We start from the raw sequence: 20146 nt of genomic DNA, 5'->3' as shown, positions 1-20146 counted from the left end.
CGTGGAGCTGCGGCTGCTGGTGACCTTCGAGAAGGTCGCGACGGTCCTGAGCTTCACGCAGGCCGCGGCCGAGCTGAGGTACGCCCAGTCCAGCGTGACCGGCCAGGTCCGCGCCCTGGAGTCGTCGCTCGGGGTGGAGCTGTTCGACCGGCTGGGGAGCCGGATCCGGCTGACGGACGCGGGCGAGCGGCTGCTGCCGTACGCCCGGCAGATCCTGGAGCTGACCGAGGAGGCCCGGTCGGCGGTGGCCGGTTCCGGGGAGCCGTCCGGGGTGCTCACCGTCGGCACCATGGAGTCGCTGACCAACCACCGGCTGCCCCCGCTGCTGGAGTACTTCCACCACCGTTACCCGAAGGTCCGGCTGTCGCTGCGCACGACGATCGGCGACGAGACCCGGCAGGCCCTGCGCCAGGGCACCTACGACCTGGGTTTCCTGATGGAGCGGGAGACCGAGCACCCGGGTCTGGAGACGGCGGTGCTGGCGGTGGAGCCGCTGGCCCTGGTCGCCGCGCCCGGCCATCCGCTCGCCGGCCGCCCGGTCGGCCTCGGGGACCTGGCCGCCCAGCCGCTCCTCGCCACCGAACCGGGCTGCGCCTACCGCGATTTGTTCGAGCGGGAGCTGACCTCGGTGGCTCCCGTGTCGTTCATGGAGTTCGGCACCATCGAGGCGACCAAGCGGGCGGCGGCGGCCGGTCTCGGGGTGTCGTTGCTGCCCGCGATCACGGTCGCCGCCGAACTCGCCGAGGGGGTGCTGGTGCGGCTGGACTGGGAGCCGCCGTTCACGCTTCGGACACAGCTGGCGTGGCGGTCCGGGAAGCGGCTTCCGGCGCACGCCCGGCTGTTCCTGGAGCAGGCGCGGCGGCTCGCGGCCGAGCAGGACCGGCCGTCCTCCCGAGGGTGACCCTGAGGCTCGCCAGGACGATCAGCGGCACGCCGAGGGCCTGCACGAGGCCGATGTGGTGCCCGTACACCGCCCAGTCCGCCACCATGGCGACCGCCGGGTAGACGAAGGCCAGCACGGCGATCTTGGCGGTGGGAAGCTGGGCGTAGGCGGCGTACATCAGCACGTACATCAGCCCGGTGTGGATCACGCCGAGCCCGGCCAGCCACCCCCAGTCGGCACCCGTGCCGCTCATCGCGCCGAAGTCCGCGAACGGCAGCAGCAGGGGGATGCCGACGAGGACCTGGACGAGGGCGATCAGGTGCGGGCGGACTCCGGTGATCCGCTTGGTGACGAGGGTGGACAGGCCGTAGAGGAGCGCGGCGAGCAGGGCCTGGCCGATGCCGAGGAGGTAGCCGCCGCCGGAGGCGAAGTCACCCGGGGTGACTCCGGAGACGAGGACCAGTCCCGCGAAGGCGAGGGCGATCCAGCCGGCCTTGGCGGCGGTGAGCCGCTCGCGGAAGAGCAGGGCGCCGAGCAGCACCACGTAGAACGGCTGGGTGTGGTAGACGACGGTCGCCACGGATATGGACGTGCTCTCGTACGACTGGAAGAGGAACACCCAGTTGAAGACGATGAACACACCGCCGAGGACGGCGAGTCCGAGGGTGCGCGGGGTGAACCCGTGGTCGCGGAGCCAGCCGCGGGCGAGGACGTAGCCGCCGAGGGCGAGGGCACCGAACAGGACGCGGAAGAAGACCACGTTGAACGGCGAGGCACCCGACTCGACGACGAAGACACCGAGGGTGCCGGACAGCACCATGGCGGCGGTCAGCTGAATCGCCCCGGTGCGCTGGGAAGGCGTCTGGGCGGAGGCATGCGAGGTCATGCCCACGAAGCTACGAGCAGCCGAAGCCGCAGGTCCACGCGCCGGCGACGCGTCTCACCGATGGGCCCATCGACACCGCCGATGACCTCGGGCGGGGGCGGTGCCGTCGGTGGCCGGTGTCCGGTTCCGGCCCCGAGTCCGGCTCCGAGGAGCCGGTAGCCGGGGTTCCGTCGAATTCGTGACCCAACGGTCACCACGCGGCCTGGTCCGAATCAACTCCCTCTCCTTAACCTGAAGTTGGGGACCGCGTCGAACGGGGGAGGTGCGGTGGCGCACAGACGGTTGCACGGGCGCGGGGCACTGTTCGGGACGGATCCGGCCGGTCTCGTGCCGCGGCTGGTGGGGCTGCGTCCGCACCAGCACCGCGCGGTGCCCGTGGAGCACCCGCGTGAGGTGCCGTTCGTCGTGCTCACCGGGGCCCGCGGGCTCGGCAAGAGCGCCGTACTGGAGGAGTTGCAGGAGGCCTACCGGGGGCACACCCCGGTCGCGCTGGTCGACTGCGCCGCCGTGGAGTTCGCGGCACCGCCCGCGGGACGCCCCGCCGAGGCCTGGTCGCCGCTCGCGCAGGCGCTGCTCGTCATCGCCGAGCAGTTGGCCGCGCCGGTCACCGGGGCCGGGCGGATCCAGTTCCCGCGGCTGATGTCGGGACTGGTGGCGGTCGCGGCCGGCGGCTGGGGCGACGCCGACTCCGAGCGCATCCGGCGCGAGGTGGAGCGGATCCTGCTGCTGAACGAGAGCGGCTCGTGGCTGTCGGGGATCGCCGGGCGGTGGGCCGGGCGGGTCGCCGTGAACGTGGTGACCGCGGTGACCGGGACCGGGCAGCTGCTGACCGCCGCCATCGAGGCCACCCTCGACTCGCTGTCCGAGGGGTTCGGCAACCGGCGGCACCAGCGGGCCTCCGTCTGGTACCGGGACTATCCCAACGCGGGCGGGCACGCCCGGCGGGGGCTGATGCTGCTCTCCGGCCACTTCCGGGCGGGCGGCACCTCCCGGCAGCACGCGGAGCGCCATCTCGTCCGGGCGCTGCTCGCCGACCTCACCGACGCCTACGCCGGAGTGCTGCCCCGCATGCAGCGCATCGGGCGCCCGCTGATCCTCGTCGACAACGCGCAGAGCCCGCCCGGTCCCGGTCTCCTCGACGCCGTGCTGCGCGACCGCGCGGAGGACATCGCCGACCAGGTGGTGTTCGTCGCCGGGCTGCGCGGCACCGGCGCCTCCCTGCGCAGCGCCGTCCGGCGGGAGCTGTCCGAGCTGGCGCGGCACACCGACTGGACCCCGGACGCGGGCGCGCCGTCCTCGCGGGCCCTGCTGGTCCGGCTGCCGCCGCTCGGCCCGGACGACACCCTGCACATCGTGGGCGCCGCCTGCGGCGAGCTGCCCGTCCCGCCACAACTGCCGCACGCCGCCCACCGGCTGACCGGCGGCAACCCGCTCGGCATCACCGTCCTCGCCGAGGCCGCCGCCCAGCGGCTGCCCGAGGCGGCCTGGCCGGCCGCGCTGCTGACGGGGGAGGTGCGGCTCACCCGGGACCAGCCCGGCGCGCCCGCCTACCGGGAACTCCTCGACCGGCTCGTGCCCGCCGACCGGCTCGGCGAACTCACCGTCCTGGCCGCCGCCCACGACTACGACTCCGCCTGCGCCCTCGCCGACGCGCTGCTCCCCGACGACTTCGGGCCCGCGGACGTCCGGGCCCTGCAGACCCGGCTCGCGGAGGAGGGACTGCCGGTGGCCGCCGGGCAGTTCGTCGGCGATCCCTTCGTGCGGACCCTGCTGCTGCTCCGGCTGCACCACCTGGACGCCGACCACACCCGCTGGCGGCGGGCCCACGAGACCCTGATCCGGCACTACGCGCCGGACCGGGACGACGCCGTGCGGGCCGGCTACCGGCTGCACCACCAGCTCGCCCTCGGCGCCGACGCCTCCGCCATCGGCCATCTCCGCGACGCCTTCCCCGCCCAGGACACCCGCACCTGGCTGGGCACCCTCCGTTTCGTCGCCTCCGCGCCCTATTTCCACGCCCACGACGAGCTGGGCCGTGACTTCACCGGGCAGGGCGACCGGCGCGCGGCGGTCGCGCTGGGCCGGACCGACGCGGAGCACCCGGTGCCGGACGGGGCGGACCCGGCGCTGCACCTGCGGGTGCGGCGGCTGCTGCACGCGGTGTGGCAGCTGTCCGACCCGCTGGTGCTGCCGGACGCCACGGTGTGCGACCGGCTGCGGTTCGAGCTGGAGCAGCTGTCCAACCTGCGGCCCGCGGGCAACGCGCTGCTGTGGCGGGCTTCCCGGGAGTGGCCCGAGGACGCCCTCGCCGGACGGCCGCTGGGGCTGCCGGAGGACGACGACGACCGGAACGCTGGGGGTGCGTGATGCGACGCGGATTCTGGGTCCGGCTGCGCGAGGACGTCTGGGAGATCCCGCTGCGCCGGTATCTGGCCCTGCTGCTGTCCGCCGCCCTGGTGGCCGGTGCGGTCCTCGCCGTCCGCACGGTCACCCGTGAGGACCGGTCCTGCGCCCCCGGTGTCGTGCGCCCGGAGGGCAGCGACGAGTGCGTGGGCGTGTCGACGACGGCGTACGACTTCGGACAGCCGCGGCTGCGGGAGCTGCTGGCGGCGATCGACCGGGAGAACCGCAGCCTGGAGGAGGGGAGTTACGTCACCGTCGCCCTTCTGGAGCCGTTCACCGCGACCGACCGCGACACCGTGAACCACGTCCTCCACCAGCTCCAGGGCACCTATCTGGCGCAGTACCAGGCCAACCACTCCGCCAACGGGCAGACCCCGGCGATCCGGCTGGCGCTGGCCAACCTCGGGGCCGCCGGGGAGCACTGGGAGCACACCGTCGGCCGGCTGGCGGAGCTGGCGCGGGGTCCGGAACGGCTGCGCGCGGTCACCGGCATCGGGCAGAGCACCGAGAACACCAAGAACGCCGTCCGGGAGCTGACCCGGCGCGGCATCCCCGTGATCGGTTCCTCCATCACCGCGGACGACCTCGCCAACGGGCTGAACGGCACCGACCCGTTCCCCGGTCTCGCCCGGGTCGCCCCCACCAACACCGACGAGGCGCGCGCGCTCGCCTCCTTCGCCAGGGTGACGGCGGGGCGGGCCCTGCTGGTCTACGACAAGCCGGGCGACCCGTACACGCGCACGCTGCAGGAGTCGTTCTCCCGGCTCATCGAGGGATCACCGTACGAACCGCAGCCGTTCACGCCGCCCGCCGACCGCAGCCAGGAGGGCACCACCGCCAACACCTTCCGGCAGATCACCCACCTGGTGTGCGACACCTCCCGGCAGACCGACACCATCCTGTTCGCCGGACGCCACACGCAGCTGCGGCAGTTCGTCAACGCGCTCGGCGGGCGCGGCTGCCAGGACCGCAGGTTCACCGTCCTCACCGGCGACGAGGGCTCCTACCTCACCGGCGACCACGATCTCGACCGCGGCGCCCTGCGCAACCTCTCCGTGCGCTACACCGCCCTGGCCCACCCGGACGCCTTCACCGGGGACCCGGTGCCCAGCGGCGGCTCGGCGGCCGACACCGCGGCGCTGAACGGCCTGCTGGCGAGCGGCAGGGGGGAGCCGGTCGGGCCGATCGGCCCGGTCTCCCTGGAGGACGGCCAGCTGATCATCGCCTACGACGCGATGCGGCTCGCCGTGCACGGCATCCGCGAGGCGACCCCCGACGGGCGGACGGACCCTCCGCTGACGGACGTGGGTCTGCAGTGGCCGCAGGTGAAGGGCTCGCTGCGGGTGAACGGGGCGAGCGGGTGGATCTGCCTGGACGTGCACGGCAACCCGTACGACAAGGCCGTGCCGATCGTCGAGCTGACGGCGCGGGGGCGCGCGGAGTTCGTGGAGATCGCCTGGCCGGAGGGGAAGCCGCCGGGGCGGGAGTGCCTGCCGCCGTCGTGATCACGAGGCCGGCGGCAGGCTCTCGATCAGCCGTTCGAAGCGGGTCCGCCACCCGGCCTCCGACTCGCCCTCCCCCTCGAACTCGTGCGTGAACCGGAGCACGCTCGCCCCCTCGCCGTCCCGCTCCAGGTGGAACCGGATCCGGCCCGCGCCCTCCACGGTGTACTCGGCGACCCGGTCCACGTCCCAGGCGGTCACCCGTCCCGACCCCAGGTCACGCAGGGTGACCGCCCCGCCGAGCCGGGGCTCCAGCTCGTCGGCCGGGGTGAACCAGGCCGCCAGCCCCGCCGGGGTGGAGAAGGCGGACCAGACCGCCTCCATGTCCCCCGGCAGCCGCACGGTGAAGTGCAGGATGTGCGTGCTGCCGTGCGTCTGGCTGGTGCCCTGCTCGATCGATCCGGCCCGTGCTCCGGTCCTTCCGGTCATGACACCAGCGTGACCCCTGGCCGGGGGATGCGCACGCGGTCAGGGGCGCTGACCTGGCTTGTCGACCACGGCGCGGCGCAGGACGGCGGTGTTGCTGGTGACGGTGCCTTCCTTCACGTCCGAGTAGTCCTCGCTGGCCACGGTCCGCTCCCCCAGGAACTCGTAAGTCGACTTGTCGAAGATCCACTCGTCCCGGGAGGGGTTGTCGGGGTCCTGACGGGTGATCGCGACGCCCTTGCGTCCAGCCGCGTCGACGGCATTCTCGATCACCGTCACGCCGGGGATCCTGGCCACGGCGCGGTACAGCGCCGCGGCCTGGGCGGGCGGCACGATCGCGTTCCGCGTCAGCTCGCCGACCAGCACGAACATGGCCTGGTCGGGTTCCTGGCCGCTGTACTTGGGCGCGGTCTCGCGCAGGTAGTCGTACATCGCGCCGGGGTCGGTGGGCAGCGTCTCCAGGTGCCGGTAGAAGGAGGAGACCTCCCACCCAGGTCCGCCGCGCCTGACGTCGGGCTCGATCCACATGGGCTTCTCCCCCTCCTCCAGCTTCAGCCCGGTGTGGTCGCCGTCCACCGTGACCCAGAGCTCCTGTCGGTGCAGCGGCGGGATCCTCGTCTTCATCCCCTCCCCGGTCCGCGCGTACGAGACCTTGCTGTCGACGTACACGAACTGGTCGTCCCGGATCTCGCCGTACCGCCCGTCCTGGTGCTCGGCCGCCAGCGCGATGTCCTCCAGCAGCGCGACCGTCGCCCTGGAGGGCGGCGCGGGCGAGTCACCGCCGGACGGCACCGCCACGGTCAGTGCCGCGGCGGTGACGGCGGCCACCGTGCCCGCGACCAGGGCGGGGCGCAGCCACCTGCGACGCGGGCGGGCGGGGGCTTCGTCGGGGCGCCGGATCTCGGTCATCAGATGCTCCTTGAGGAGTCGGTGACGGCCCGGCGGAAGGTCTCGTTCGGGAAGCTGGTTCATCGGTTCCCCTCCCTGATGGGCCTGACCGCGGTGGTGCGGTCATCTTTCACCTGTCCGCGCCCCGAGGGCGGTTCCATGTGTTTCGCGAGCTTTGCCCGGGCTCGGGACAGCCGCGAGCGTACGGTTCCCACCGGCACGCCCAGTGCCTCCGCCGCCGCCCGGTAGTCCAGCCCCGACCACACGCACAGCGCCAGCACCTCGCGCTCGGCCCGCCGCAACCGGGCCAGCGCGGTCCGTACGGCGGCCAGCTGCGCGGCGTCGTCCAGCCGCCCGGCGAGCTCGTCGGCGAAGTCCCGCACCGGCTCCTCGCGGGGCAGCCGCGCCATCGCGGCCGTGTGCCGCCGGGCGGCGCGGCGGGTGTTGCGGGTGACGTTGGTGGCGATGCCCAGCAGCCAGGGCCGTACCGATCCGCCCTCCGGGTCGAGCCGTTCGCGCAGCCGCCAGGCGTCCAGGAAGGTCAGTGAGACGGTGTCCTCGGCCGTCGCCCACTCCCCGGTGAGCCGGAAGGCGTGGTTGTAGACGGAGCGGGCGTAGGCGTCGAACAGTTCCCCGAAGGCGTCGTGGTCCCCCGCGCGGATGCGTTTCCGCAGATTCGTGTCCACGTCTCCTTGCCTGTCCGTACGACGAAGGCCGGTTCCCGTGACGGAGGTCACGGGAACCGGCCTTCGAGGCGGGGGGTTCAGAACCCGACGGCCTGGAGCGCCCCGAGGCCTACGTCGGCGTAGGAGTGCTTGCCGGAGACGAAGATGTTCACGCCGTAGTAGTTGAACAGCCAGCAGCCGAAGGCGGCCAGCGCCAGGTAGGCGGCCTTGCGGCCCTTCCAGCCGGCGGTGGCCCGGGCGTGCAGGTAGCAGGCGTAGGCGACCCAGGTGATGAAGGACCAGACCTCCTTGGGGTCCCAGCCCCAGTAGCGGCCCCACGCGTCGCCCGCCCAGATGGCACCGGCGACGATCGTGAACGTCCACAGGGGGAAGGCCGCCGCGTTGATCCGGTAGGAGAACTTGTCCAGGGAGGCGGCCGCGGGCAGCCGCTCCAGGACCGAGGAGGCGAAGCGGCCGGGCTTGCCGCCGCGGGCCAGCTTGCTCTCGTAGGAGTCGCGGAAGAGGTACAGGATCGTGCTGACCGCGGCCAGGTAGAAGACCGCGCCGCAGAAGATCGCGGTGGAGACGTGGATGTACAGCCAGTACGAGTGGAGCGCGGGGACCAGCTGGTCGCTGGCGGTGTACAGGACGGTGACGGCGAGGCCGAGGTCCAGGAGGACCGTCGTGATGAGGAACAGCCCGATCCAGCGGACGTTCTTCTTCAGCGCCAGCAGCGCGAGGTACGTCCCCACGGCGACCGTGGAGAAGGTGATGTTGAACTCGTACATGTTGCCCCACGGCGCCCGCTCCACCGAGAGGGCCCGCGCGAGCACCCCGCCGAACTCCAGCAGGAAGGCGAGCACGGTGAGCGAGATGGCGATGCGCCCGTAGAGGTCGCCCCGCTCGGTCCCGCCGTGCGCTCCCGGCCCGTCGGGCACGTCCCGGGCCCCCGCCTGCGCCCGCACGGTGACCTGCGGCCGCTCCAGCACGGTCGTGCCGCCGGCCTTCTGCACGGTCACGGCCGGGCCGGCCGGGGACCCGGCCCGGCCGGGGGTGAGCGCGGCGGCGGTGCGGGCCACCTTGCTGCGGCTGCCGAAGAGCCATTCGGCGATGTACGCGAAGAAGGCCAGGGTGTAGACGGCCATCGCGGAGTAGATCAGCGTGTTGCTGAGGTTCGCGAGACTTTCGTTCGTCGCGGCGGCGAGAGTCACTTGTGGTCAGACCCTTCGGCAGGTACGGGGGATTCTGAGGGGTCGTCGGCATCGGGCGCGCCCGGTGCCTTCTCGTAGAGGATCGCGGCCAGCTCGCCCAGTTCCTCGGGCACCTTGGCGGACTCGCTGCGGCCGAGCCCGGCCATCTCGACCACGGTGACGCCGTCCGGGCCCTCGGTCGCCCGCACCCACACCCTCCGGCGCTGGACGAACAGCGAACCGGACAGGCCGAGGATCGCGACGACGGCGCCGGCGAGCGCCCAGCCGCCGCCCGGCTCCTGGACGACCTGGAAGCCGGCCCATTCCCTGACCTCCCGCTCGAAGGTGATCGAGCCGGCGCCGTCCGGCAGCGTCAGGGTGTCACCGGGCGCGAGCTGCTTCTTCAGCAGCCCGCCCTTGTCGTCCTTGAACTCCCGCAGGTGCGTCTTGTCGAGCTGGTACACGCTCTGCGGGATGCCCGAGTTCACGCCGAGGTCGCCGTGGTAGGCGGAGACCGCGAGCATCGGGTTCACCAGCGCGGGGAACTGCGACAGCATCGTGCCGCCGCCGTAGGTCGGCAGGAAGAACAGGTTGAAGCCGAGCTGCTCGCTCTTGCCCTCGGCGTTGCGGTAGCCGTCCATCACCTTCACCACACCGGAGGAGGTGACGTTCCCGTCGAGCGGCAGCAGCGGCACGGCGTCCTGGTAGACGATCTCGCCCTTGCCGTCGCGGACCGTGACGACGGGTGCGTAGCCGTGGCTGACGAGGTAGACCTTGGCGTCGCCGATCTCCAGCGGCTCGTTGACCTTGACGGTGGTCCTGCGCTCCTTGCCGTAGGCGCCCTCGCTGTAGGTCAGCTCGGCCTGGTAGGTGCGCGGCGTGCCCTTGTTGGGGCCGGAGGTCTCGTAGGTGCCGGTGAAGTTCTCCAGGTCGAAGCTGAACGGCTCCAGGTCGTCGTTGTGGAAGAGGCTGCCGGACTTGAAGTCGTCGTACTGGGAGAGGATGTTCGCGAACCCGTCGCCCTCCACGATCAGCTTGTTGCCCTCGGACTTGAACAGCTGGCCCCAGCCGAAGGCGATGAGCAGCACGATCAGCGCGATGTGGAAGGCGAGGTTCCCGGCCTCGCGCAGATAGCCCTTCTCGGCGGCGACCGCGTCACCGGCGACATGGGCGCGGAACCGGCGCTGCCGCACGATCTCCAGGGCCGCCCGCCGCACCTCCTCCGGCTTCGCCGTGGTGCGCCAGGTGGTGTGCGCGGGCAGCCGGGTCAGCCGCCGGGGGGCGGCCGGGGGCCGGCCGCGCAGCTGGCCGACGAACTGCCAGGTGCGCGGGACGATGCAGCCGATGAGGGAGACGAACAGCAGGATGTAGATCGCGGAGAACCACACCGAGCTGTAGACGTCGAACAGGCCCAGCTTGTCGTAGAGCGGCGCGAGGGTGGTGTGCTGCTCGCGGAAGTCCTCGACCTTGGTGGCGTCGATGCCGGTCTGCGGGATCAGCGAGCCGGGGATCGCCGCCAGCGACAGCAGCAGGAGCAGCAGCAGCGCCACCCGCATCGAGGTCAGCTGCCGCCAGAACCAGCGGATCCAGCCGAGCACGCCGATGGCGGGCAGGTTCGGGGCCTCCTCGCGCGGCGCGGTGGACAGCTGGGAGCCCGCGGCGCCGAGGTCCTGGTCCTGGCCCTGCTCCGGGCCCTTCTCCTGGCCTTCGGGGGCGCTGGTTGTCGTCTTGCTCATGGATCAGATCCCCACAGTGAAGCCGTCGGACCAGGTCTGCATCTCCTGCACGAAACGGTCCCAGGCACCGGTCAGCAGCAGCACACCGGTGACGATCATCATCGTGCCGCCGATGCGCATCACCCAGACATAGTGGCGCTTGACCCAGCCGAAGGCGCCGAGGGCCTTGCGGAAGGCGACCGCGGCGAGCACGAAGGGGAGACCGAGACCGAGGCAGTAGGCGACGGTCAGCAGGGCGCCGCGGCCCGCGCTGGCCTGCTCGAACGAGAGGGCCTGGACGGAGGCGAGGGTCGGGCCGATGCACGGCGTCCAGCCGATGCCGAACAGCGCGCCGAGGAACGGCGCGCCGAGGAGTCCGGCGGCGGGCCGCTTGTGGAAGCGGAACTCGCGCTGGGTGAGCCAGGGCATCAGGCCCATGAAGAACACGCCCATGAGGACCATGAGCACGCCGAGCACCTTGGACAGCGTGTCCTGGTGCTCGCGCAGGGTGAAGCCGAAGTAGCCGAACAGCGCCCCGCCGGAGACGAAGACGGCCGTGAAGCCGAGGACGAAGAGGGAGGCGCCGGCCACCATCCGCCCGCGCCGGGCCTCGGCCAGGTCGGTGCCGCTGACCCCGGTGACATAGGACAGGTAGCCGGGGACGAGCGGCAGCACGCACGGCGAGAAGAAGGAGACGAGACCGCCGAGCACGGCGATGGGCAGGGCGAGCAGCAGCGCGCCGTGCATCACCGTGCCGTTGTAGTCCGTCGCGGCGGCGAGGGTGGCGCTCACGTCACTTCTCCGCCAGGACCGGCTCGATCATGCCGCGCAGCTTGTCCTCGCTGAGGGCGGAGAGGGCACGGGCCGCGATCTTCCCGTCCCGGTCGATGACCAGGGTGGAGGGGATGAGCTGCGGGTTGAGGGTGCCCTTCTCGAAGCGGAGCATCAGCTTGCCCGTCGGGTCGTACAGGCTGGGGAAGGTGATCCCCTGCTCCTTCTCGAAGGCGAGCGCCGGGGTGACGCTGGTGTCGCGGGTGTTGACGCCGACGAACTGGACGCCCTGGTCCTGGACGTCCTTGTAGACCTTCTCGAAGTTCTTCGCCTCGATCCGGCAGGGGCCGCACCAGGAGCCCCAGAAGTTCAGCACCACGACCTTGCCCCGGTAGTCGGCGGTGCTGAGCTGCTTGCCGTCGAGGGTCTCGCCGGACAGCTCGGGGGCCTTGGCGCGCTCGCCCCTGGCCGCCGTGGCGATGCCCTCCTTGCCGGTGACGAGGTTGGTCTCACCGCCGCCCGAGGTTCCCCCGGACGAGCACGCGGACAGCGTCAGCGCGGCGACGGCGGCACCGGCGGCGAGCAGGGTGGTACGGCTGGCGGCACTCATGTGAAAAGTTTCGCATGCCCGTTCTGGGGATCTTGCGCACCCCCCTTACAGGGGGAAACCCCCATTTCAGAACCGCTTCCAGCCCCCTGCGGGCGCCTGGCCCACGCCGAGCGTGCGCAGCTTGGCCAGCACCTCGGGCCGCTGCACGTCCAGCCAGTCGGTGAACTGGCGGAAGGAGACCAGCCGTACGTCCTCGCCCTTGTCCTTCTCCCGGGCGATGTGCTTCAGCGCCTCCTCGACGGCGTCCATGTAGATGCCGCCGTTCCACTGCTCGAAGTGGTTGCCGATGAAGAAGGGCGCGCGGTTCGTCTCGTACGCCCGCTGGAATCCCTGGATGTAGGCCTGTGCCGACTGCTCGCGCCAGCCCGGGTGGTTGTGCGCGGGTGCGTTCGTGGAGTTCACGGACTGGTTGGCGAGCATGTTGTAGTCCATGGACAGGACCTCGAACGAGCGTCCGGGGAAAGGTATCTGCTGAAGGGGGAGGTCCCAGATCCCCTGCTTCTTGTCCGGCCACACCTGCAGGCCGCCGGGCGAGGAGGCGTCGTAGCGCCAGCCCAGCTCCCGCGCGACCGGCAGCAGGTTCTCCTGGCCGAGCAGGCAGGGCGTACGGCCGCCGACGAGCTCCTTGTCGCAGTCGAAGGGCAGCGGCGGCAGATCGGTCCACCCCGAGTTGGTGCGCCACTCCTTCACGAACGACGTGGCCTGGTCGATCTCGCTGCGCCACTGCTGCGGCGTCCAGTGGGCGACGGAGCCGTGACCCTCGCCACAGAAGTGGCCGTTGAAGTGGGTGCCGATCTCGTGGCCGTCGAGCCAGGCCCGGCGGAGGTTCTTCAGCGTGTCCCTGATGTGGCCGTCGGTGAGGTAGCCGATGTCGGAGGCGCCGCGCGGATTGTTCGGCGGGTCGTAGAGCCGCTTCTTCGACTCGGGCAGCAGGTACAGCCCGGAGAGGAAGAAGGTCATGTGCGCGCCGTGCTCCTTCGCCAGGTCGAGGAAGCGCGGGAACAGGCCGTTGCCGACCTCGCCGGCCCCGTCCCAGGAGAAGACGACGAACTGCGGCGGGGTCTGCCCCGGCTCCAGGGGCTCGGGCGCCGGCGGCTGGTTCGGCTGCTTGCCGGTGAAGGCGGTGGAGCCGTCGCCGATCGGCCGCACGGGCTGCCCGCTCGGCCTGCCCGTGCCCTTCCCCGTGCCGTCGCCGCCCCTGCCGGGGGAACCGCCGGCGCGGGAGGACCCCTCTGCAGGGGTGTGGGACCCGCAGCCGGCGACACCGAACGCGGCGGCGGCCCCCGCGCCGAGTCCGATCGCTCCCCTGCGGCTGATGTGACGCATGCCATCCCCGTCCGTCGTGCTCTGTGGTGTCACTCCCTCAGAGGGCACGATGAACGGGGTGGTTGCCCCGCATTTGTGCGCTTTTCGTAACAATGAGGCGTTGCGGGTCTTTTGCGGACCTACGCGCCGAAGGCCTTGCCCTTCCCCTGCACCGGCCTCGCGCCGGCGCGCAGATGCGCCGGAACGAGGTCGATGGCGGGCTCGGAGTACCCGACCGAGACGATCCGGTTCCCGTCGTAGGTGAAGGACGTCAGCGAGGCGAGGGTGCACTGCCGGCGGCGCGGGTCGTGCCACAGCCGCCGCCGCTCGACGTACGACCGCACGATCCAGATCGGCAGCTGATGGCTGACCAGCACCGCCTCACGCCCGCGGGCCGCGTCCTTCGCGGCGTCCAGCGCGCCCATCATCCGCACGACCTGGTCGAGGTACGGCTCGCCCCACGACGGCTTGAACGGGTTGACCAGGTGCCGCCAGTTCTCCGGCCGCTTCAGGGCGCCGTCCCCGACACCGAAGGTCCGGCCCTGGAAGACGTTCTCGGCCTCGATGAGGCGCTCGTCGGTGGCCACGTCCAGACCGTGCGCCTCGGCGATCGGCGCCGCGGTCTCCTGCGCCCGCTCCAGCGGCGAGGCGCAGACGTACGCCACGTTCCGCGAGGCCAGGTGCTCGGCGACCCGGTCGGCCATCTGCCGGCCCAGGTCGGACAGGTGGTAGCCGGGCAGCCGCCCGTACAGGACCCCGTCCGGGTTGGCGACCTCGCCGTGCCGCATGAGGTGGACGACGGTGATCTCGCTCATCGCTCCGTCGCCTCCGCAGCCGCGCGGGCCGCCGCCGGAAGGGCGTCGGCGATCTTCTGGAGGGCCCGCTCGTCGTGCGCGGTGGACACGAACCACGACTCGAAGGAGGACGGCGGCAGGTAGACGCCGTTCGCCAGCATCGCGTGGAAGAACGCGGTGAAGCGGAACGACTCCTGCGCCTTGGCGTCGTCGTAGTCGCGCACCGGCCGGTCGGTGAAGAACACGGAGAACATGTTGGAGGCGTTCTGCAGCGTGTGCGCCACACCCTCCTTCGTCAGGGCCTCGCTCACCATCGCCTGGATCTGCGCCGAGACCGCGTCCACCGTCGCGTACGCCGCGTCGTCGAGCAGCCGGAGCTGGGCCAGCCCGGCGGCGGTGGCGACCGGGTTGCCCGACAGGGTGCCGGCCTGGTAGACGGGCCCGGCGGGCGCGAGGTGCACCATGACGTCGGCCCGCCCGCCGAACGCGGCGGCCGGGAACCCGCCGCCCATGACCTTCCCGAAGGTCAGCAGGTCGGGTACGACGCCGTCGACCCCGAACCACCCGGCCCGGCTGGTCCGGAACCCGGTCATGACCTCGTCGGAGATGTACAGCGCGCCGTTCTCGGCGCAGGCGTCCTTCAGCCCCTGGTTGAACCCGGGCAGCGGCGGCACGACGCCCATGTTGCCGGGCGAGGCCTCGGTGATCACACAGGCGATCTCCCCGGGGTGCGCCCGGAAGGCGGCCCGCACGGCGTCGAGATCGTTGTACGGAAGCACGATCGTGTCCCCGGCCTGGGCGCCGGTGACACCGGGCGTGTCGGGCAGCGCGAAGGTGGCGAGCCCGGACCCGGCGGAGGCGAGCAGCGCGTCCACGTGCCCGTGGTAGCACCCGGCGAACTTGATCACCTTCGACCGCCCGGTGAACCCGCGGGCGAGCCGGATGGCCGACATGGTCGCCTCGGTGCCGCTCGACACCAGCCGCACCTGCTCCACCGGCGCGACCCGGGCGGTGATCTCCTCGGCGAGGGCGACCTCACCCTCGCCCGGCGTGCCGAAGGAGGTGCCGCGGGCGACGGCCTCCTGCACGGCGGCGATGACCTCGGGGTGCGCGTGTCCGAGGAGCATCGGGCCCCAGGAGCACACGAGGTCCACGTACTCCCGGCCGTCCGCGTCGGTCAGCCAGGCCCCCTTCCCGGACACCATGAACCGCGGCGTTCCGCCCACGGCGCGGAAGGCGCGCACCGGTGAGTTCACGCCGCCGGGCGTGACGGCCGCCGCACGGTCGAACAGTGCCTGCGAGGCAGGCGCTTCGTATGAATAGGGCAGTTCGCTCATGACCTGCGACTTCTCCGACTTCTCGGACTCCGGATGCTGGGTGACCTCATCAGGGTAGGCGGCCGGAGAACCGAGCGGCGGCCCCACCCATCTGCGAGACTGGGCACGGCTTGGTCCAAGGGGCCGACTCCCACCGCGAGGATCGCGCGGACCGGCGCGTCCCGGCACGTTTCGCCGCGCGGCCGTGGGGGAGGTCACTGACACGATGATCGGGTTGCGCGGCGGGGGCCACGCGTCCTAGAAAAGCAGTCGGGTGGAGATATGCATCGCGGTGGCGGACTGGGCGAGGGGACTGACGACCTGGGTCCTCGACGTGCCCGGCGGGGAAGGCACCGACGCGAGGCGGAGGACACGACCGGAGCACGGCAGGCACGGGATCTACCGAGTGAACCCGAGCGGATCGACCGACGTATGGACGGACGGACCGGTCGTCTCGGCGCGGGGAGCAGAAATGGTGGTCGGGTGGGGGTGACGTACAAGTACTTCGGTGCGCCCGACGGCGCGACCGCGGCCCGCGTCCCCATCTCGATGCGCCCCGAGGAACTCGGCGGCGACGAGCTGGGCATGAACGGCATGTTCACCAAGATCAAGCCGGAGACCATGGCCGCGATGGTCCTCACGGGCATCGAGGGCGTCCCGCTCCACAAGGTCCCGCCGCTGGAGCTGGTGGTCCTCCACCCCGACTACGCGGTCGTGAAGCTCCCGATGACGGTCGTCGACCCGCTCCGCGGCATCGGCGAGGAGGCGGTCGGCGCCGCGGCCTTCATCTGGTCCACGGTCCCCGACCGGGGCGGCCCGCGGGACGCGTTCAACGTGTACCAGCTGCTGCACGAGTGGCAGGACTTCAGCCACCGGCTGCACGAGGCGGGGCATCAGCCGTATTGCCTGGTGTGGCCCTGAGCCGGGGTTTCGTGGGTTCGGGCGGGGTCTTCGGACCTCGCCCGTCTCGGTGCCGGAGAGGGGCCGTCAGGCGGCCAGGGCACATTGGTTTTGCCGGGGACGCTGATGTGCCCTGGGCTTCTCGTGCCGACTCCTCCATGAAGGCGTCGTCGATCGCCTTGCGGGTTCGCGTCTCGCTGGATGGCAGCAGGTGCGTGTACGTCCGGAGCGTGAAGCCCGGGTGCGAATGGCCGAGGTACTCGGAGAGCGCCTTGATGCTCTCCCCCGCGTCCAGGAGCACGGAGGCATAGGCGTGCCGGAGGGCGTGCATCCCGTCCACCCGGGGCGCCTGGAGGTACCTCGCGCCGCGCTCGCGGGGAGGGATCACGCCGGCGGCGGCCAGGGCGCGCTTCCAGTCGCCCAGGGCCCGCCTGGCCGACACCGGCCGCCGCCCTGACCGAAGCGGAGAACGCGGGCCACGACCCCGACAGCTTCTCCAGTACGCCGCTCGGGTGCGCACCCTGGACAACGCCCGCTCCACCGCCAGAACCCTCACCTGGCGGATTTATCACCTCGCCGCCCGGCAGTCCCCCAGCGATCGAGCACGAGCCGCCCAAGCCCGCACGTGGGTGGCACCAGGACCGGCGCACTCCGGCCAGACACGACCGAGCCCGTCACAGCATGGGCCTGCGGCCCCCACGCGACACCGGTGATCACGGCACTGATGACCTCGCGTCTCGAGGCCATCAGCCGTGGGGACACACGCCCTCTTACCAAGTCACGGACGGAGTCACCTCGCCGTGCTGACCAGAGGCTCCAGCAAGTCCAGTGCTTCCTCCCAACGGAAGCGCTCCGCCGCGCCGCCAGCCCTCGGCCGGTGCGGTTCGCAGGAACCGAACCGGACCCCCATACCCCGCAGCCGGTCCAGGCTCTGGTGGTAGGCGGGGTGGGCAGCCTGGGCGGAGTTCAGGTAGGGCAGTGCCACGGTCGGGATGCCCATGCCGTACGCCTCGCACAGGATGCCCAGGGCGAGGGTGTCGGAGATCCCGGCGGCCCACTTGTTGATCGTGTTGAAGGTGGCGGGGGCCACGGCGATCGCGTCCGCCGGCGGCAGGGGGCGCGGGTCTCCCGGTGAACGCCAGGCGGAGCGGATCGGGTAGCCGGTCTGTGCCTCGATCGCCGTGGCGTCGATGAAGCCGAGTCCCTGCGGTGTGGCGATGACGCCGACGTCCCAGTTGGCTTCCTGGGCGGCGGTGATGAGCTTGCCGACATCTCGGGCAACACCCGCAGCGCACACGACGACGTACAGGAAGGGCTTCTTGTCCGGGGCGGTCGGTTCGGTCACGCGGGGACTCCCAGTTGGCGGCTGAAGTGGTGCAGTTCCGGCAGGGTACGTCGGCGGTCGCGGGCGGCCATGTCGGCGACCAGGTGGCGGACGTCGGGGCGGCGGATGTCCTGGGCGGCGCAGGTCTCGGCGATCCGCAGGGCCTGGTAGCCGTCGGCCAGGCGGCCCTGCTGGCTGTAGGCGCGGGCCGTTTCGACCCATAGTGCGGCACGGCGTTCGGGGACCGGGATGTGCCGGCGCATGAGGGGCCGGGCCGCCTGAAGGGCGAGGCCGGCGTCACCGAAGGCCACCAGGGCGCTCAGCTCGTGCAGGGCGACATTGGTGGGGCTGAAGGTGGCCCAGGCGTCGGGCCGGTCGAGAGTGACGTAACGCGAGACTTCCTTCGCCTCACTGAGGAATTCCTTCGTGGCCGCGCGGTCACCGCGACTGCTGGCCGCGGTCACACCGCGCAGGAGCAGCAGTCCGACAGCGGCGAGGTACTTCGGTGAACGCCGGTCGTAGGAGCCGGTGAGCTGGTCCGCGGTGTGCCGGACCAGGGTGACGGCCTCTGTGGCGTGCTTCTCGCGGACCAGAACGTGGGCCTGGACACGGACGCTGGAGGCGAGGACCACCGGATCCCCCGAGCGTTCGGCCTCGGCCATCGCCCGGCCGACGGCGAGCCATGCGTTGCCTTGGTCGTGCTGCTTGAGCAGCAGGCTCGTCGTCTGGTACGCCGTGGCCAGGAGCCGGGACACGGTATCCCTGTCCGTCGCATCACCGGCCGCCAGTCGCAGGTCGGCGATCAGGCTCGGGAGGGTGCGCTCCAGCTCTGTGTAGTGGCAGGTGTGGAAAAGCCTGAGTGCTGATCCGACGCGTTCCTACAGGACGGCGGTGTCCTGAGGGCATTCGGTGCCCGCAGGGCCGAGACCGGGCAGGAGGGCTTGGACCCTTCAGCCACCGGCTGCATAAGGCGGGACACCAGCCGTACTGCCTGGTGTGGCCCTGAGCCGGGGTCTCCCGGGGTCACGGGCGGGGTTTTCGGACCCCGCCCTCGGCGTGTGCCGGCGGGCCTGGGTGCGCACGTCGGGTGCCGGACGGGGTGTTCCTGGCCGCACGCCGGACGGGGCCGTCGGGCGGCCGGGCGCGGCGCGCTCGCCCGTCCGGCCCGACGTGCGCTCGGTCCTCGGGGCTCCTACCGTGAAGTAGGAGACGGCCGACGCGTGAGAAGCCCGTGATCAGCGGACGGCCCGAGTCGGCTCCGCACGCACCGGAAGGCGCACCGGACATGGGCACACGGTCGGACACCCCCGTCCTGGACACGCTCGCCGCCATGACGGTGGACTCGATCGAGCGCTGCGGCCTGGACGACAGAACGCTCATCCTCACCCGCCTGGCCGCGCTGGCGGCCATGGACGCTCCGGCGATCTCCTACCTCGCCCACGTCAGCCCTGCCGTGAGGGCCGGCCTGACCGCCGAGCAACTGCAGGACGTCCTCGTCGCCATCGCCCCGGTCGTCGGCACGGCACGCGTCATGTCGGCCGCCACCCACATCAGCGAGGCACTCGGCATCACCATCGCGCTGGCCGAGGCCGAGGCCGAGGCGATGGCCGAGGTGGCCGCCCGGAGCCGGAGCAGGCCCTGAGCGGACGGTCCCGGACTGTTCCGGAGACCTCCACAGCACCGCTCCCGCCCCCTCCCGATACGAGAACGGGGGACCCGGCATGTGTCGCTGGATCGCCTACTCGGGCACGCCCGTCCTGCTCAGCCAGGTCCTGTTCCAGCCCCGGCACTCCCTGATCGACCAGAGTCTGCACTCCCGCATGGGGGTGGAGACGACCAACGGCGACGGCTTTGGTGTCGGCTGGTACACGCGGAACGCGGACACACCGGCGGTGCTGCGGGACGTCGGTCCGGCCTGGAACAACCGCAATCTGCTGGAGGTCGCCCACCACGTCCGCTCCGGGCTGTTCTTCGCGCACATCAGGGCCTCGACCGGGACCGCCGTGCAGCAGACCAACTCCCACCCCTTCCGGAGGGGACGCTGGATGTGGATGCACAACGGGGCCATCAGGGGATTCCACCGGCTCAGGCGCGACCTCACGCTGGCCGTCGACCCGGCGCTGTATCCCGACATCGAGGGTTCCACCGACTCCGAGCTCATGTTCTTCCTCGCCCTCACGTCCGGACTGACGGAGGATCCTCCCGGTGCCGTGGCGCGCATGGCCGGGCTGGTCGAGCGAGTGGGGCACGCGCACGACATCCCCGACCCGCTGCAGATGACCGTCGCGTTGTCCGACGGCGACCGCGTATGGGCCTTCCGGTACTCCAGCGAGGGCCGCTCACGGTCGCTGTACTTCAGCACCGAGGTGAACGCCCTGCGGTCGCTCCACCCGGACGCCGCGTTCCTGCGGGACATCTCCGACGAGACCCGCCTCGTCGTCTCCGAACCACTGGGCGACCTCCCCGGCGCCTGGAACGAGGTGCCGGAGAGCAGCTACGGCATCGTCCAGCCGGGCCCGGACGCGCTGCACTCCTTCCGGCCCGTCGCATGACGTGCATGACGTGCCC

17 protein-coding genes and 3 pseudogenes are annotated in these 20146 nt (G+C 71.8%); 6 read left to right on the top strand and 14 right to left on the bottom strand.

Annotated features, from left to right (window positions below):
• Position 1: 1 nt before the first annotated feature.
• A pseudogene (locus tag SGLAU_RS33745) lies at positions 2-877 on the top strand (LysR family transcriptional regulator); the annotation flags it as partial.
• Here SGLAU_RS33745 and SGLAU_RS19245 read toward each other — a convergent pair.
• Positions 780-1769 (bottom strand): DMT family transporter, encoded by a 990-nt coding sequence (locus SGLAU_RS19245; protein WP_043503129.1) that lies wholly within the window; start codon positions 1767-1769, stop codon positions 780-782. The pseudogene SGLAU_RS33745 and the gene SGLAU_RS19245 sit on opposite strands and share 98 nt — an antisense overlap.
• Before the next feature lie 267 nt (positions 1770-2036).
• Between SGLAU_RS19245 and SGLAU_RS19240 the strand changes: the two genes are divergently transcribed.
• Both SGLAU_RS19240 and SGLAU_RS19235 read left to right on the top strand, forming a co-directional pair.
• A complete protein-coding gene (locus SGLAU_RS19240) occupies positions 2037-4136 on the top strand; it encodes a hypothetical protein (protein WP_078957785.1) in 2100 nt (699 codons plus the stop codon).
• On the top strand, positions 4136-5677 hold the full coding sequence (locus SGLAU_RS19235; RefSeq protein ID WP_043503126.1) for an ABC transporter substrate-binding protein: 1542 nt from the start codon (positions 4136-4138) through the stop codon (positions 5675-5677). The genes SGLAU_RS19240 and SGLAU_RS19235 overlap by 1 nt, the downstream gene beginning before the upstream one ends.
• Here SGLAU_RS19235 and SGLAU_RS19230 read toward each other — a convergent pair whose 3' ends face one another.
• From SGLAU_RS19230 to hemL, 10 genes are all read right to left on the bottom strand, one after another.
• Entirely contained in the window at positions 5678-6103 is a 426-nt protein-coding gene (locus tag SGLAU_RS19230) for an SRPBCC domain-containing protein (protein ID WP_043503125.1), read from the bottom strand.
• Positions 6104-6142: 39 nt separating this feature from the next.
• Positions 6143-7072 carry a CU044_5270 family protein gene (locus SGLAU_RS19225; RefSeq protein ID WP_043503124.1) on the bottom strand — a complete coding sequence of 310 codons (930 nt, stop codon included), beginning with the start codon at positions 7070-7072 and terminating at the stop codon, positions 6143-6145.
• The gene (locus tag SGLAU_RS19220) at positions 7069-7674 is read right to left on the bottom strand and encodes an RNA polymerase sigma factor (RefSeq protein WP_078957784.1); all 606 of its coding nucleotides are present in this window, start codon (positions 7672-7674) and stop codon (positions 7069-7071) included. Before SGLAU_RS19220 ends, SGLAU_RS19225 begins: the two co-directional genes overlap by 4 nt.
• A gap of 77 nt (positions 7675-7751) precedes the next feature.
• The gene (ccsB, locus tag SGLAU_RS19215) at positions 7752-8864 is read right to left on the bottom strand and encodes a c-type cytochrome biogenesis protein CcsB (protein ID WP_043503122.1); all 1113 of its coding nucleotides are present in this window, start codon (positions 8862-8864) and stop codon (positions 7752-7754) included.
• Positions 8861-10579 carry a cytochrome c biogenesis protein ResB gene (locus SGLAU_RS19210; RefSeq protein ID WP_043503121.1) on the bottom strand — a complete coding sequence of 573 codons (1719 nt, stop codon included), beginning with the start codon at positions 10577-10579 and terminating at the stop codon, positions 8861-8863. The genes ccsB and SGLAU_RS19210 overlap by 4 nt, the downstream gene beginning before the upstream one ends.
• A gap of 3 nt (positions 10580-10582) precedes the next feature.
• Positions 10583-11305: a cytochrome c biogenesis CcdA family protein gene (locus SGLAU_RS19205; RefSeq protein ID WP_052414125.1), complete on the bottom strand. Its 723-nt coding sequence runs from the start codon at positions 11303-11305 to the stop codon at positions 10583-10585.
• A 46-nt stretch (positions 11306-11351) separates the two neighbouring features.
• Positions 11352-11939: a TlpA family protein disulfide reductase gene (locus SGLAU_RS19200; protein WP_043503116.1), complete on the bottom strand. Its 588-nt coding sequence runs from the start codon at positions 11937-11939 to the stop codon at positions 11352-11354.
• A 66-nt stretch (positions 11940-12005) separates the two neighbouring features.
• The gene (locus SGLAU_RS19195) at positions 12006-13265 is read right to left on the bottom strand and encodes a lipoprotein (RefSeq protein ID WP_043503114.1); all 1260 of its coding nucleotides are present in this window, start codon (positions 13263-13265) and stop codon (positions 12006-12008) included.
• A gap of 119 nt (positions 13266-13384) precedes the next feature.
• Positions 13385-14059 (bottom strand): histidine phosphatase family protein, encoded by a 675-nt coding sequence (locus SGLAU_RS19190; RefSeq protein ID WP_043503111.1) that lies wholly within the window; start codon positions 14057-14059, stop codon positions 13385-13387.
• On the bottom strand, positions 14056-15375 hold the full coding sequence (gene hemL / locus SGLAU_RS19185; protein ID WP_043506810.1) for a glutamate-1-semialdehyde 2,1-aminomutase: 1320 nt from the start codon (positions 15373-15375) through the stop codon (positions 14056-14058). Before hemL ends, SGLAU_RS19190 begins: the two co-directional genes overlap by 4 nt.
• 462 nt (positions 15376-15837) lie before the next feature.
• Here hemL and SGLAU_RS19180 point away from each other — a divergent pair, with 462 nt between their 5' ends.
• Positions 15838-16275, top strand: coding sequence for a hypothetical protein (locus SGLAU_RS19180; protein WP_003974483.1), 438 nt, complete (start codon positions 15838-15840; stop codon positions 16273-16275).
• A 76-nt stretch (positions 16276-16351) separates the two neighbouring features.
• Here the strand turns inward: SGLAU_RS19180 and SGLAU_RS33735 are convergent.
• The 3 genes and pseudogenes from SGLAU_RS33735 to SGLAU_RS19170 all read right to left on the bottom strand — a co-directional run.
• Positions 16352-16678 (bottom strand): annotated as a pseudogene (locus SGLAU_RS33735) (tyrosine-type recombinase/integrase); the annotation flags it as partial.
• Positions 16679-17044: 366 nt separating this feature from the next.
• On the bottom strand, positions 17045-17599 hold the full coding sequence (locus SGLAU_RS19175) for a flavoprotein (protein WP_043503109.1): 555 nt from the start codon (positions 17597-17599) through the stop codon (positions 17045-17047).
• Positions 17596-18525 (bottom strand): annotated as a pseudogene (locus tag SGLAU_RS19170) (transcriptional regulator); the annotation flags it as partial. The gene SGLAU_RS19175 and the pseudogene SGLAU_RS19170, both read right to left, overlap by 4 nt.
• Before the next feature lie 338 nt (positions 18526-18863).
• Here SGLAU_RS19170 and SGLAU_RS19165 point away from each other — a divergent pair.
• Together SGLAU_RS19165 and SGLAU_RS19160 are read left to right on the top strand one after the other, a co-directional pair.
• The gene (locus SGLAU_RS19165) at positions 18864-19220 is read left to right on the top strand and encodes a carboxymuconolactone decarboxylase family protein (protein WP_043503107.1); all 357 of its coding nucleotides are present in this window, start codon (positions 18864-18866) and stop codon (positions 19218-19220) included.
• Positions 19221-19299: 79 nt separating this feature from the next.
• A complete protein-coding gene (locus SGLAU_RS19160) occupies positions 19300-20130 on the top strand; it encodes a class II glutamine amidotransferase (RefSeq protein ID WP_043503105.1) in 831 nt (276 codons plus the stop codon).
• Positions 20131-20146 lie beyond the last annotated feature (16 nt).

The organism is Streptomyces glaucescens (assembly GCF_000761215.1).
Taxonomy (GTDB): Bacteria; Actinomycetota; Actinomycetes; order Streptomycetales; family Streptomycetaceae; genus Streptomyces; species Streptomyces glaucescens_B.
The sequence above is the reverse complement of the archived record's forward strand: the minus strand, read 5'-3'. Positions and strand labels throughout refer to the sequence as shown.

Coding starts and splice junctions, on each gene's coding strand:
- SGLAU_RS19245 (WP_043503129.1), bottom strand. CDS start 1,769: ATGACCTCGCATGCCTCCGCCCAGACGCCTTCCCAGCGCACCGGGGCG.
- SGLAU_RS19235 (WP_043503126.1), top strand. CDS start 4,136: ATGCGACGCGGATTCTGGGTCCGGCTGCGCGAGGACGTCTGGGAGATC.
- SGLAU_RS19230 (WP_043503125.1), bottom strand. CDS start 6,103: ATGACCGGAAGGACCGGAGCACGGGCCGGATCGATCGAGCAGGGCACC.
- SGLAU_RS19225 (WP_043503124.1), bottom strand. CDS start 7,072: ATGAACCAGCTTCCCGAACGAGACCTTCCGCCGGGCCGTCACCGACTC.
- SGLAU_RS19210 (WP_043503121.1), bottom strand. CDS start 10,579: ATGAGCAAGACGACAACCAGCGCCCCCGAAGGCCAGGAGAAGGGCCCG.
- SGLAU_RS19205 (WP_052414125.1), bottom strand. CDS start 11,305: ATGCACGGCGCGCTGCTGCTCGCCCTGCCCATCGCCGTGCTCGGCGGT.
- SGLAU_RS19200 (WP_043503116.1), bottom strand. CDS start 11,939: ATGAGTGCCGCCAGCCGTACCACCCTGCTCGCCGCCGGTGCCGCCGTC.
- SGLAU_RS19195 (WP_043503114.1), bottom strand. CDS start 13,265: ATGCGTCACATCAGCCGCAGGGGAGCGATCGGACTCGGCGCGGGGGCC.
- SGLAU_RS19190 (WP_043503111.1), bottom strand. CDS start 14,059: ATGAGCGAGATCACCGTCGTCCACCTCATGCGGCACGGCGAGGTCGCC.
- hemL (WP_043506810.1), bottom strand. CDS start 15,375: ATGAGCGAACTGCCCTATTCATACGAAGCGCCTGCCTCGCAGGCACTG.
- SGLAU_RS19165 (WP_043503107.1), top strand. CDS start 18,864: ATGGGCACACGGTCGGACACCCCCGTCCTGGACACGCTCGCCGCCATG.
- SGLAU_RS19160 (WP_043503105.1), top strand. CDS start 19,300: ATGTGTCGCTGGATCGCCTACTCGGGCACGCCCGTCCTGCTCAGCCAG.